General features: G+C 73.3%; 8 protein-coding genes. 7 read left to right on the top strand and 1 reads right to left on the bottom strand.

Features of this window, described 5'->3' with window-relative positions; translation table 11 throughout:
• Positions 1 to 3 precede the first annotated feature (3 nt).
• From ABH928_RS01720 to moeZ, 5 genes are all read left to right on the top strand, one after another.
• Entirely contained in the window at positions 4 to 927 is a 924-nt protein-coding gene (locus tag ABH928_RS01720; protein WP_370061859.1) for an alpha/beta fold hydrolase, read from the top strand.
• Positions 928 to 1225: 298 nt separating this feature from the next.
• A complete protein-coding gene (locus ABH928_RS01715; RefSeq protein ID WP_370061099.1) occupies positions 1226 to 2725 on the top strand; it encodes a glycosyltransferase in 1500 nt (499 codons plus the stop codon).
• Between the two features lie 233 nt (positions 2726 to 2958).
• A complete protein-coding gene (locus tag ABH928_RS01710) occupies positions 2959 to 4080 on the top strand; it encodes a hypothetical protein (RefSeq protein ID WP_370061097.1) in 1122 nt (373 codons plus the stop codon).
• Between the two features lie 149 nt (positions 4081 to 4229).
• A complete protein-coding gene (locus tag ABH928_RS01705; RefSeq protein ID WP_370061095.1) occupies positions 4230 to 5141 on the top strand; it encodes an NAD-dependent epimerase/dehydratase family protein in 912 nt (303 codons plus the stop codon).
• Positions 5142 to 5262: 121 nt separating this feature from the next.
• Positions 5263 to 6441 (top strand): adenylyltransferase/sulfurtransferase MoeZ, encoded by a 1179-nt coding sequence (gene moeZ / locus ABH928_RS01700; protein WP_370061093.1) that lies wholly within the window; start codon positions 5263 to 5265, stop codon positions 6439 to 6441.
• 141 nt (positions 6442 to 6582) lie between these two features.
• Here the strand turns inward: moeZ and ABH928_RS01695 are convergent, their stop codons facing one another.
• A complete protein-coding gene (locus ABH928_RS01695; protein ID WP_370061091.1) occupies positions 6583 to 9372 on the bottom strand; it encodes a flippase-like domain-containing protein in 2790 nt (929 codons plus the stop codon).
• 269 nt (positions 9373 to 9641) lie between these two features.
• Here ABH928_RS01695 and ABH928_RS01690 point away from each other — a divergent pair, with 269 nt between their 5' ends.
• Both ABH928_RS01690 and ABH928_RS01685 read left to right on the top strand, forming a co-directional pair.
• Positions 9642 to 9980 (top strand): MGMT family protein, encoded by a 339-nt coding sequence (locus ABH928_RS01690; RefSeq protein WP_370061089.1) that lies wholly within the window; start codon positions 9642 to 9644, stop codon positions 9978 to 9980.
• A 227-nt stretch (positions 9981 to 10207) separates the two neighbouring features.
• The gene (locus tag ABH928_RS01685; protein WP_370061087.1) at positions 10208 to 13618 is read left to right on the top strand and encodes an ATP-dependent helicase; all 3411 of its coding nucleotides are present in this window, start codon (positions 10208 to 10210) and stop codon (positions 13616 to 13618) included.
• Positions 13619 to 13720 lie beyond the last annotated feature (102 nt).

The raw sequence follows: 13720 nt of genomic DNA, 5'->3' as shown, positions 1-13720 counted from the left end.
GAGCTGCGGGTCGCCGGGAGTCCGCTCTTCGCCGAGGCGCAGCCGCCGCGCCGCGCGGACCTGCCTCCCGCGCTCTTCGTGCACGGCCTGGGCGGCTCCACCCGCAACTGGGAACTGCTGATGGCCGGGCTGGCCGACACGGTCGACGGGCAGGCGGTCGACCTGCCCGGCTTCGGCCAGTCCCCGCCGCCGGACGACGCCGACCTCTCTCTCGGCGCGCACGTGCGCGCGGTGGGCGACTTCATCGAGCTCACCGGGCGCGGCCCGGTGCACCTGTTCGGCAACTCCCTCGGCGGCGCGGTGGCGACCCGCCTGGCCGCGCTCCGGCCCGACCTGGTCCGGACGCTGACGCTGATCTCGCCCGCCCTGCCGGAGCTGCCGCCGCAGCGGACCGCCCTGCCCACCACCCTGCTGGCGATGCCCGGAGCCGCGGGTCTGATCCGCCGGGCCTCGCGCGGTCGGGCGGTCGAGCACCAGACCCGGGCGCTGCTGGAGCTCTGCTACGGCGACCCGGGACGGATCCCGCCGGAGCGCCGGGCGCTGATGGTCGCGGAGTACCGGCGCCGTGCGCAGCTTCCGTACGCGCTGGACGTGCTCTCGCGCAGCGCCCGCGGCATCGTCCGCGCGTACACCGAGCGCGGCGAGCAGGCGCTGTGGCGGCAGGCGGAGCGGGTGACCGCGCCGACGCTGCTGGTCTACGGGCTGCGGGACAAGCTGGTCGGCTACCGGATGGCGCGGCGTGCCTCGCTTGCCTTCGGCGACTCCCGGCTGCTGGTGCTGCCGCAGGCCGGTCACGTCGCGATGATGGAGTACCCGGAGCTGGTCGCCGACCGCTTCGTGGAGTTCCTGACCGAGATCAATACGAAGATCAATACGAAGATCGGCACGGGGATCGACGGGCAGCCGCAGAGCGCGCGTGGTGAGTGAGCCCGTGCGGACCGGCGGCTGAGACCCGTTGCTGGAGGGGGTTCGGCGGCAGTTCGGGACGGAGTGTGGTCGCGCTTCACTCCTTCGGGTGGTAGCGCCCGGGAAGGCCGACGCTCTGTCAGCGGCGGGACGTAGTTTCTTGGCGTTGGCCGAACACGCGTCCCCCGAGCAGGGGTTCTGCGCGGTGGCCGCACGCGTGGTGGGGGAGTCTGCGGTCGGGCTGGTCGACCGGGTGAGGCCTCTCCGTCTGCTCTCTCCCGCACGCTGACGTCGTCCATCCTTTCGGGCCGGAGGTCCCATGCGCATCGCACTGGTCACAGAGAGTGCCGCCACGGATGCATGGGGCGAGCGCCTGGTCGGCTCCCTGGCGGAGCACGAGTTCCTCCGGCTCTCGACCGCCGACGCAGTCCGCGTAGGGGAGAGGAGGCGAGCCACGCCTCCCTGGGGTGGCCGGAGAGGGCGGGCCCTCGCCGCGTACGGCGAGTTGGTCCGCACGCTGGTCGACACCAACCCCGCTCGCGCGGCAGCCGGGTTCGGGCCCGCGCTGTACGCCCTCGCGGAGGCCGGGCGCGGGGGCGGGCTCGCCGCCCTGCTGCGGTCCGGCGCTGCCGTCCGATCGCTGGAGCACGCGTGGCTGGGGTCAGGCGCGGTGATAGCGGCCGGGGCCGGTGACGCCGGTGTCCCACTGCTCCACGACGTCCTGGTCGCCGCCGATCTGCTCGAACGGGCGCTGCGTCCGCTCTCCCTGCCCTGGTACCAGGGGCGGGCCGGGAGGGCCGCGCTGGCCGGAGCTGACGTCTGCCATGTCGTGGGCGGGTCGGCCGCCGCACTCCCCGCCCTGGTGGCGAAGCGTCAGCTCGGGTTGCCCTTCCTGCTGACCGAGCACAGTCTGCATCTGCGCGAGCGTTACCGCGGATACCGCGCCTCGCGCTACCGCCACCCGGTGCGGGCGCTGATGCTCGCCTTTCATCGCCTTCTCGCGGGCGAGGGCTACGCCCAGGCCGGGGTGATCACCCCGGGCAGCGCCTTCGACCAGCGCTGGCAGGAGCACTGCGGGGCCCAGCGGGAGCGGATCCGAGTCGTCTACGAGGCCACGCCGTTGGCCGATCGGCCGCCCGTCGGCGCCGAGCCGGAGCGTCCCACCCTCGCCTGGCTCGGAGCGATGGAGCCGTGCGGTGGGCTGGAGCCGATGCTCCGCGCCTTCGCGCTGGTGCGCGAGGAGCAGCCGGAGGCCGAGCTCCGGGTGTACGGCCGGACAGCACCGTCCGGTGCCGCCGCCTACCAGGAGCACTGCCGCGAGCTGGCCCACGACCTGTTCGGCGACGCCGTCACCGAGGCGGTCTCCTTCGACGGCTTCGACAGCACGTCCCAGCGCCTGCGTACGGTCCACGAGGACGCCACCGTCCTGGTCTTCGCGGGCACCGAGGGCGTCCGTCCACACCTGCTCGCCGAGTCGCAGCTCAGTGGCCGTCCAGTGGTCGCCACCGACGTCGGCGCGGCACGCGAGCTGCTCGGTCCGACGGGGCTGCTGGTCCCGCCCGGCGATCCCATCGCGCTCGCTGCCGCCTGCTCCGCGCTGCTCGGCGACGAGGAGCGTCGCGTCCGGCTGGGAAACGCCGGTCGGCAACGCGCCCAGGAGCTCTACGCCGTCGAGCCGGCCATAGACGCGTTCCGCACGCTCTACCTGGAGCTGGCCGCGGAGGTCCCGCAGAGCGCGCCCGAACCGGTCGCCCAGCCGTTCAGCCGCCCCGCCGAGTACTGGGTCGGCGCCATCCCGAAGGGGGTGCCCGCACAGTGACACGTCGTCATGCCGCCCACGGAGGCGGCCAGAGCCCGGGCGGGCGCGGGCGCGGCGCCCAGGGACGCGGGGCACAGGAGCGCGGCGCCAACGGCGCGTCACGCGGTGCCCAGGGTGGTCACGCGTCCCGGCGCGCTGCGCAGGGCGGCGCGCGAGGTGACGCAGGGGGCGGGCCGGCGGCTGTGGCCCCCGGCGGCTCCGCAGCCCGTCCGGGGCCTGCGCGTCACGCCGCATTGCAGCGACCGTCTCCGCGTCCGGCCGCGCCGCCGCGTCCGCGCGGGGTGGCCGACCCGGTGCACGCGCTGATGGAGCGTCACCGATCTTTCTACGCCGACGCGGTGGACCCGCTCGACATCGCCGTGGAGCTGGAACGCGACGGCGTGGGGCCCAGCACGGCCGGGCGCTACCGCCACTCCGACGTCTTCTCGCTCGCCGAGGAGCTGTACGCCCGGGTGCCGCGCCATGCGCTGGCACCCGAGCAGGACGAGGCCCCGACGCAGCGCCGACTGCTTCCCGCAGCCGCAGCCGGATTGCTGTTCCTGCTGCCCGCGCTGCTGCTCCGGGTTGTCGCCGGGCTGGGCCTGCCACTGCCGCTGGTCGTGCCGATCGTTGTCTACACGGCAGCGGTTGCCTTCGTGCCCGCGTTCGGCGGCGCTGCCCGCCGGGGTTCCTGGGCGACGCGCGGCGCCCTCGCGCTGGGTGTCGGAGCGCTGCTCGCCCTGGCCCAACCGGTCGGCGCGGCCCAGATCGCGCTGGCTCTCGGCGTTGGTGTGGCGGAGGGGTGCGCCCGCTGGTTCCGCCATATCGGCGGCAGTCACCTCCAGGCCCGCTCGACGCGCGAGTTCCGGTCGCGGATGCGGCCGGTGCTGCCGATCACGGTCCTGTGCTTCCTCGGCCTGCTCGCCGGTCTCACCGCCACCGCCTCGGTGCTGGAGTCCGTTTACGTCGGGCACGGCGGGCACGGGCAGGCGGCGCAGCTGGCGCAGACCGGGGCGTGGGGGCTCACCTCCGCGTCGTGGCTGGCCCAGGGGCTGGCCGGGGTGGCGCTGCTGTTCGCGTTCCTCCTCCGACGCTGTGGCCGGAGCCCCTCCGGCTTCGGTGTGCTGGCCCTGGCCTGTGTCGGGGCTGCGACCGCCCGGGCGATATCGGGGCACGCGGGCCTCGTCGCCTGGGCCTGCGGGCTCGCCATCGCGGTGGTGGCTTCCTGCGCCTGGACCACCCTGCTCAGCCCCGTCTCCCACCGCCCTGTCTCCCACCGCGCGCCCGACGGTCCCGTCGGCACCGTCCGACCCGAGCACCGGACCGCGCGTCCGGACGGGTGGCGACCCCAGCGCCGGGCAGGGCATCGGGCCTGAGCGCACCTGTCACGGACCGGTGGGGCCGAGCAGGGCGGCGTGAGCCGTCCCCGTGCCCGCGCCGACCCTCCGCTTCGGACCCGCCCCTGCTTCGGGCGTGCCCGATCCCAACCACCGAGCATCAACCTGCACAACGGAAGGACCACCTGATGAGGGTGCTGCTGCTGGGCGCCGACGGCTTCATCGGCCGCCGCGTCGCCGACCGACTCTTCGCCGACCCGGAGCTCCAGGTCACCGTCCTCGGCCGGCGTGACTCCGCGGACATCCGCTTCGACCTGGCTGCCGGGAGCCCCGGCGCGCTGGCCCGGTTCCTCGACGCGGTGATGCCGCGCGTGGTGGTCAACTGCGCCGGAGCCACCTACGGCTCCCCGCGCGATCTGGTCCGGGCCAACACCCAGGCGGTCGCCACCGTCTGCGAGGCGATCCGGCGGAGCCACGATCCGGCGCGGCTCGTCCACGTCGGCTCGGCGGCCGAGTACGGCCCGGTCCCGATCGGCACGGCGACGGCGGAGACCGCCGAGCCCCGGCCGGTCGGCCCCTACGGCGTCACCAAGCTCGCGGGCACGGAGCTCGCACTCTCCTCCGGCCTGGACGCCGTGGTCCTGCGGATCTTCGACGTGGTCGGCCCGGGCGTCCCAGCGGGCTCCCTCTTCGGTCGCCTGTCCGAGGGCCTGCGCCGGGCGCTGGAACGCGGCGAGCCGCACATCCGTACCGCGGACCTGTCCGCATTCCGAGATTTCGTCGACGTCAGGGACGTGGCGCGGGCGGTCCAGTCGGCCGCGGTCTCGGCGGCGACGGGCGTGATCAACATCGGCGGCGGCTCGGGCGTACGGATGCGCGACGCGGCTGCGCTGCTGGTCCGGGCCTCGGGCTTCGAGGGGCGCCTGATGGAGGAGAGCCGCGGCCCGATCCCGGGCGCGGACGCGGCGGACCGCCCGCTCGAAGTCCTGTGGCGCCAGGCCGACATCCGTACCGCCCGGGAGCGTCTGGGCTGGCGCCCGCGGGTCCCCCTGGAGGAGTCGCTGGCCGACATCTGGATGGAGACCGCCTGTCGGGTCTGACGGCGGGGCGTGATCCGTCTCACGCGGTGTCTCGCACGCTGGACCAGAGGCTCTGGAATAGGCCCGCGCGTGGCACTGTTGGTCGAGAGACCACACCGTCTGACCACCACCGGAGTCCCCCGTGTCGCTGCCACCCCTGGTTGAGCCCGCTGCTGAGCTCAGCGTGGACGAGGTCCGCAGGTACTCCCGCCACCTGATCATCCCGGATGTCGGGATGGACGGGCAGAAGCGGTTGAAGAACAGCAAGGTGCTCTGTGTGGGCGCCGGCGGTCTGGGCTCGCCCACCCTGATGTACCTGGCCGCCGCCGGTGTCGGCACGCTGGGCATCGTGGAGTTCGACACCGTCGACGAGTCGAACCTGCAGCGCCAGATCATCCACGGCCAGTCCGACGTGGGCCGCTCCAAGGCCGAGTCCGCCCGGGACTCGGTCAAGGAGATCAACCCCTACGTGGACGTGATCCTCCACGAGGAGCGCCTGGACGTCGACAACGTCAAGGAGATCTTCGCCCAGTACGACCTGATCGTGGACGGCACGGACAACTTCGCGACTCGTTACCTGGTCAACGACGCGGCCGTGCTGCTGGGCAAGCCCTACGTGTGGGGCTCGATCTACCGCTTCGACGGTCAGGCGTCGGTGTTCTGGGCCGAGCACGGCCCGTGCTACCGCTGCCTGTACCCGGAGGCCCCGCCGCCCGGCATGGTCCCCTCCTGCGCCGAGGGCGGCGTGCTGGGCGTGCTGTGCGCCTCGATCGGTTCGATCCAGGTCAACGAGGCCATCAAGCTCCTCGCAGGCATCGGGGAGCCGCTGGTCGGCCGCCTGATGATCTACGACGCCCTGGAGATGCAGTACCGCACGGTCAAGGTCCGCAAGGACCCGAACTGCGCGCTCTGCGGCGAGAACCCGACGGTCACCGACCTGATCGACTACGAGGCGTTCTGCGGTGTCGTCTCGGAGGAGGCGCAGGCGGCGGCGGTGGGCAACACGATCACCCCGAAGCAGCTGAAGGAGTGGCAGGACACCGACGAGGACATCTTCCTCGTCGACGTGCGTGAGCCGGCCGAGTACGAGATCGTCAGCATCCCGGGCGCGACGCTGATCCCGAAGAACGAGTTCCTGATGGGGAACGCGCTGGAGAAGATGCCGCAGGACAAGAAGATCGTCCTGCACTGCAAGACCGGCGTCCGCTCGGCCGAGGTCCTCGCCGTCCTGCACTCCGCGGGCTTTGCCGACGCGGTCCACGTCGGTGGCGGCGTCATCGGCTGGGTCAACCAGATCGAGCCCGAGAAGCCGACCTACTAAGCCTGAACCTCTCAGGGGCGCGGGGAACTGCGCGAGCAACCACCGACATGCGGATGGCCCTGCTCGTTCGGCGAGTCACCACACAGGATGGCTTGTCGCGCAGTTCCCCGCGCCCCTGGACGTTTGCAACGTCCCCTCTGCCTACAGGGCACCCTTGCGCTGCAGATAGCTGAAGCAGAGCCACCCCGGCAGGACGGGGAACCAGAACGTCAGGATGCGGAACATCAGCACCGCCGGTCCGGCGATCAGCGCCGGGACGCCCGCTGCGCTGGTGAGCAGCAGGATCAGGGCGGTGTCGATGGTTCCGATGCCGCCGGGCACCGGCACCGCCGAGCCCGCCGCGTTGCCCGCGAGGTAGACGACGGCGATGGCCGCGAAGCCCGCCGAGCCGCCGAACGCCATGACGCAGGCGTCCAGGCAGGCGATGAACGCGATCGACACCAGGATGATCCCGCCGAAGCCCGTCGCCAGCTTGGAGGGGGTGCGGAGCAGGTCGAGCATGCGCGGGATGACGCCGATGAAGAGCGTGCGCAGCTGCAGCACGACCCAGCGCCGCAGCCGCGGGATCGCGGCGACGATCAGCACCACCACGGCCGCGATCAGCAGCACGGTGATCACCGTGCGCGCCGACGGCACGTCTGAGCTGTTGGCCGTACCCGCGATGAAGCCGAAGCCCAGCAGCAACAGGATGTGCATGCCCAGGCCGACCAGCTGTGAGGCGCCGACGGAGGCCACGGCCTGGCCCGGGCGGACACCCTCCCGTTGCAGGAACCGGGCGTTGAGCGCCACGCCGCCGACCGCCGCCGGAGCCACCAGCTTCACGAAGGAGCCGGCCACCTGGGCGGCGAAGGTGCGCCCGAAGGGCAGCCGTTCGGGGACGAAGCCGGAGAGGCTCATCGTCGCGCCGACGTAGCTGGCCACCGAGGCGCCGACGGCCACCGCGATCCAGCCCCACTGCGCGTGGGCGACCTTGGCCAGCGGGTTGTTGGTCAGCTGGCCGACCAGCAGGTAGGCGGCGAACGCACCGGCGATCAGACTGATCAGCGTCTTCGGCCGCAGCCGTTCCAGCTTGGCCGGCTCGACCGGGGCCTGCGGCACCAGCTGGAGGATCTCCTCGCGGATCTGGGAGAGCAGGTCGGTCGGGTCCGGGTGGACCTCCAGCGCCTCCTCCAGCTTCGCACCGGAGGCGATGTGCGCGTCCCGGGCGGCCTGGACCTCCGCCTTGCGCTGGCGGTGGTAGGCGCCCAGGTCCTGCCGGGTCGACCGGCTCAGGCCGACCGGTTGGAGCATCGGCAGCGCAGCGGCGGTCCGGCTGGTGCCCAGCACCTCGGTCGCCGAGGTGACCGCGCGTTCGGCGCCGACCCGTAGCGCGAAGGTGGTCAGCAGCTGGGCGACGTCCATGCGCAGCGCCAGGTCACCGGCCGCGATGTCGCCACCGGCCAGGTTGACCAGGCAGGTGCTGCCGTCCTCGGTGACCAGCAGCGCCTTGGAGGTCAGCTGGCGGTGCGCGATCCGGCGGTCGTGGAGGGTGCGGACGGAGGTCCAGGTGTCGCGCAGGATCTTGTCGGTGATCCCGTCGTCCGGGATGTCCGCGAAGCCGCGGCCCTCGATCCGCTCGTAGACCAGGATCATCGCGTCCGGGCCCAGCTCCGAGGTCGCGATCAGGTGCGGCGAGTGGGCGCCTGCGGCGTTGGCCGCGTAGGCGATCAGCGCCTCCTGCTCCAGCGCCTGGCGCAGCGACTGCGGGCTGGACCGGGTGGCCACGGCGCGCAGCCGCAGTCGACGCCACATCCGGTAGAAGAAGCCGGAGGCCTGCTGCTCCCGGTCGATGACGTGGACGTCCAGCGGCGGGCCGACCTGCTGGACGACCAGGTAGCGCCGGGTGCCCTCGGGGCCGTCGGGGGAGCGGTGGGCGCTGATCGGGTCGAAGCCGACCTTGCGCAGACCTGCCAGCAGGTGCTCGCCGGTCGGCCGGACGTTGGGGCTGCCGACCGCGTAGAGGGTGCCGTAGGCGACGGTCAGGCCGAGCAGGATGGTGATCGCGATGGAGAGCGGGGTGGTGGACCCGCCGACCAGTTGGGAGACGCTGTCCAGCAGCACGACCGTCCACAGCGCGACCCGCCATCGTGGTCGGCTGGCCATGCCGACCGCGGTCATGTAGGCGATGACGGGCGTCAGATAGCCGTGGACGGCGTCGGTCTGGTTGTTGATGGTCAGCGCGTCGCGGATCTGCGAGGGCGCCGCATGCATCACCCAGACGTCCATGCCGAGCGAGAGCCCGTGGGCCAGTACGGCGGCGAGCACGCCGTCGGCGACGCGCAGGCCGTCCCGTTTGATCAGCCGTTCGACCGCGAAGGCGACGGGCACGACCAGGACGGCCGCAGTGGAGAAGAAGCTGGTCAGCGTGACCAGGACGCTGGGGAGCTTGGTCGCGCCCGAGGTGATGTCGCTGGTCAGACCGGTCGTGGTGGATTTGGCGACGCTGGTCAGCACCAGCACGGCGGCGATGCCCAGCAGGCCGAGCAGGAACCGGATCAGGTCCGAGGGACGGTGGGCGCGCGCCGAGAGCAGTGGCTCGTCGATGGCGACGCTGCCCTGCTCGGACCCGTGCGGGGCCTCGTGGCGGGCGCCGCGGTGCACGAGGTGGTGCCCGCCCTTCCCGCGCGCGCTCGGGGTGACCGCTGTCGCCGTGGCGGAACGCTTCACCAGGTCGACACCGGCCGACGTGGGAGCGGGCGTCGCGGGCGCGACAGGGGCGACCGGCTCGGAGGGCGGCTCCGTGGGCACCGGGTCGTCGGTGACCGGCTCCTGCAGCACGGAGGGTCGCGCGGGCGTGCTGGACTGACCCGGCTCGGTCGGCGGTGCCCCGAATCCGGGCGTGCCGCTGGTCGCGCCGGCGCCTTGATCCGCGCTCGCGCTCGATCCGGTCATCTCTACCTGTATGCCTTCTGTCCGTCCGCCCGCCATCGTCCCCTCAGGGTCCCCTCAGGTCATTCAAGGGTGGCATGGTCGGATCGAGCGCGCGGCGGTGAGGTGTCCCCGTGCCGACCCCAGCCGGATGCTACATTCCCCCGGCCGGGTGAGCGAGGACGTTCCCTTGTGCTGCCACTCGTCAGTGTCGCCGTTCGCACCGTGTTCCCACGTACCGTTCTCACGTTCCGCTCTCGTCGCTGTCAGAGGCATGCGCCAGAATGCCGGGTGTGAACGAAGAGGAGCCTGGGGCCGGGATTCCGCCGTATGCGGAGCGTGTGCTGGAGGCGGCGGAACTCATTCCGGCCGGACGGGTGATGACCTACGGCGACGTGGCCGAATTCGTCGGTGAGGGGGGCCCTCGTCAGGTGGGACGGGTCATGGCGCTCTACGGCGGAGCGGTCCCGTGGTGGCGGGTGATCCGTGCGGACGGGCGGCTGCTGCCGGGGCACGAGCTGCGCGCACTGGAGCAGTACAGAGTGGAGGGCACACCGCTGCGTCACGCCGGCGCGGACCACATGCCGCGCGTCGATCTGCGGCAGGCCCGCTGGGACGGCCGTTCCCGCTGAGGCGAGCGGGGCACGGCGCCGCATCCGGAGCCGCATACCGAGCTGGGTGGCACCGGTGGGGCTGCGGTGGCACCGGTGGGGCTGATCGATCCCGCGAAGCGGGGGACAAAGGTGGGGTTGTCGGGGCAGGATCGTAGGCTCGTCACCGGACGGAGTGCCTGAGGCGCGCGCCGTCCCGGTGTACGCCGTTCGTCGCACCGCCCGCTGTTCTCCCCTGGATCACGCCCATGACCACCTCTGTCCCCGCAGGCGCGTACCGCCTGGTGCGCGAGTCCGTCGCGCCCGTGGTGCCGCCTGTCCTGGACCGCTACCAGCAGGCCGTGGTGGACCACCGGGGCGGTCCGCTGCTGGTGCTGGCCGGTCCGGGCACGGGCAAGACGACGACCCTGGTCGAGGCGGTAGCGACCCGGATCGCCGAGGGCGTCCCGGCTGAGGAGATCCTGGTCCTGACCTTCAGCCGCAAGGCCGCGGTCGAGCTGCGGGACCGGATCACCGCGCGGGTCGGCGGCGCGGTCGCCCCGCAGGCGACGACCTTCCACTCCTTCTGCTACGCCCTGCTCCGCGCGCACCAGGAGCCCGACCTCTATGCCGAGCCGCTGCGGCTGCTCTCCGGCCCGGAGCAGGACGTCATGGTGCGCGAGCTGCTGGCCGGCGGCGCGGAGGACGCCCGCAGCGGACGCGCGGGCGGTCCGGCCTGGCCTACCGAGCTGCGTGCGGCGCTGACCACGCGCGGCTTCGCCGACGAGGTCCGTGCGGTGCTGGCCCGTGCCCGCGAGCTGGGCCTGAACGACACGGCGCTGGAGCGCTTCGCGGCCCAGGTCGGTCGCCCGGACTGGCAGGCGGCGTCGTCGTTCCTCGGCGAGTACCTGGACGTCCTGGACGGCCAGGGCCTGCTCGACTACGCCGAGCTGGTTCACCGCGCCGTGCTGCTGGCCGAGGAACAGCAGGTGGGCGCGGAGCTGCGGCGCACCTTCCGGGTGGTCTTCGTCGACGAGTACCAGGACACCGACCCCTCGCAGGTGCGGTTGCTGCGGGCTCTCGCGGGTGAGGGGCGGGAGCTGGTCGCGGTCGGTGACCCGGACCAGTCGATCTACGCCTTCCGAGGCGCGGACGTCAACGGCATCCTCGACTTCCCGCACGCGTTCCCGCAGGCCGACGGTTCGCCGGCGCCGGTCGAGGTGCTGCGCGTCTCGCGGCGCGCCGGCTCGCGACTGCTCGCGTCGAGCCGGGTGCTGGCGGAGCGGCTGCCGACGGGCCGACTGCCCGCCGCAGCGCTCGCGGAGCACCGTGGGCTGCTGCCCTCCCGCGAGGGCGGGACGGTCGAGATTCTCACCTTCCCCACTCCCGGCGCCGAACTGGACAACATCGCCGACCTGCTCCGCCGCGCGCATCTGGAGCAGGGCATGCCGTGGAGCGACATGGCGGTGCTGGTCCGCGCGGGCGCCCGCTCGCTCCCGTCGCTGCGCCGGGCCCTGACCTCGGCGGGCGTCCCGGTCGACATCGACGGCGACGACCTGCCACTGCACGCCGAGCCCGCCGTGGTCCCGCTGCTCGCCGCGCTGCGCGTCTGCGCGGTCGGCGCGGTCCGCGCCCGCCGACGCGCGGCCGGGCTGCCGCTGCCTGAGGACGTGCTTGCGGAAGCCCCCGAGGCTCCGGACGACGACCCGTCGGGCGAGGCTCCGGCGCGTCCGGTGCCGGTGGATGACGACCCCTTGACTCCGGAGGTCGCCCGGAACCTGCTCACCGGCCCGCTCGGCGGGCTGGACGGCGCCGACCTGCGGCGGCTGGGCCGACTGCTGCGCGAGGAGGAGCGCACCGAGCTCCGCGCGCTCCCGCCGGAGCGCCAACACGCCGTCCGCGGCGCGGAGCTGCTGATCCGCGAGGCGCTGGCCGAGCCCGAGCGTCTGGTGCTGCTCGCCGGTCAGCCCGCCCGCCGCGCGCGCGAGCTGGGTCTGCTGCTGCGCAAGGTGCGCGAGCTGCTCCTCAGCGGTGTGAGCGCCGAGGAAGCGCTCTGGGCGCTCTGGGAGGCGAGTTCCTCCTGGCGGGAACGCCTGGAACGTGGGGCGCTGCGCGGTGGCGCCGCCGGACGCAACGCCGACCGGGACCTGGACGCGCTCTGCGCACTGTTCGAGACGGCCGCACGCGCCGAGTCCCACGCCGAGGGCCCGCGCGGCGCGTTGAACTTCCTCGCCGAGCTGGAGCAGCAGGACATCGCCGCGGACACCCTCTCCGGCCGTCTGGTTCGCCCCGATGCCGTCCGGCTGATGACCGCGCACCGCTCCAAGGGCCTGGAGTGGTCGTTGGTCGTCGTCGCCGGAGTGCAGCAGGGCCTCTGGCCGGACCTGCGCCGTCGCGGCTCGCTGCTGGAGGCCGACCGGATCGGGCAGGACGGACTGGCCGAGCCGATGCCGTCCACGGCGCTTCTCGCCGAGGAGCGACGCCTCTTCTATGTCGCCGTCACCCGTGCCAAGGAGTGGCTGGTGGTCACGGCGGTGCAGGCCCCGGCCGAGGACGGGGACGAGCCGTCCCGCTTCCTGCGCGAGCTGTACCGGCAGCGTGCGGACGGCAGTCGCCACCCGGAGGTCCGGGTCGACGACATCGGTCACCGGCCGCGCCGTCCGCTGGCCGTCGCCGCGCTGGTCGCCGAGCTGCGGGCCACCACCGTCGACGCGGATGCCTCGCCGAGGCTGCGCGAGGCCGCGGCCGAGCGGCTGGCCAGGCTGGCCTCGCTGACCGACGACGACGGGTTTCCGCTGGTCCCGGCCGCCGACCCGCACCGTTGGTGGGGCATGGCCGACCCGACCGAGAACGAGGTGCCGGTCCGCGATCCCGAGCGTGCGGTGGAACTGTCCGGCAGCGCGCTGGAGTCCGTCGACGCGTGCGCGCTGCAGTGGTTCCTCGGCCGCGAGGTCCGGGCGCAGGAGGCGTCCAGCGGGGCGCAGGGCTTCGGCAACGTCGTCCACGTGCTCGCCGAGGAGGTCGGCGCCGGCCGGACCCCGGCCGACCTGGACGTGCTGATGGCCCGGCTGGACCGGGTCTGGGACGCGCTCGCCTTCGACGCGCCGTGGAAGTCCGAGCAGGAGAAGGGCGAGGCGCGCGCCGCGCTGGAGCGGTTCCTGACCTGGCATGTCGCCGAGCGGGGCCGGGTCCCGGTGGCCACCGAGCAGCCCTTCGACGTCGAGCTCAAGGCAGGCCCGTACGCGGTCCGCATCCGCGGCACCATGGACCGGGTCGAGCAGGAGGCGTCGACCGGCGCGGCGTACGTGGTCGACTTCAAGACCGGCCGCAGGACGGTGACCGCGGCGCAGGTGGGGGCCCATCCGCAGCTGGGTGTCTATCAACTCGCGGTTCGGGAGGGCGCGGTGGACGACGTCTTCGAGGGTGACCGACCGGGTCCCGGCGGCGCGGAGCTGGTCCAGCTGCGTCAGCAGGCGTCCCGTACCGCTCCGGACGCGCCCAAGGTGCAGAGCCAGGCCTCGCTGACCGAGGGCGGCGAGTGGATCGAGGGCCTGCTGGTCGAGGCGGCCGACCGGATCGTCAACGAGCGGTTCGTGCCGACGACCGGTGACCAGTGCGGCCACTGTTCCTTCCACGGCAGCTGCTCGGCCCGGCCGGAGGGCCGCCAGGTGGTGGAGTAGCCAGGCGATGGAGTAGCCGGGCGAGGAGCGACTGGCGTCCGGCCGGGGCCCACCCCGGCTACGAGCCCGGACGACGTGAGTGGGATGTGAGAGAGTTCCCTT

This window comes from Streptacidiphilus sp. MAP5-3 (assembly GCF_041262505.1).
Lineage (GTDB): Bacteria > Actinomycetota > Actinomycetes > Streptomycetales > Streptomycetaceae > Streptacidiphilus.
This window is presented reverse-complemented; position numbering and strand designations above follow the sequence as displayed.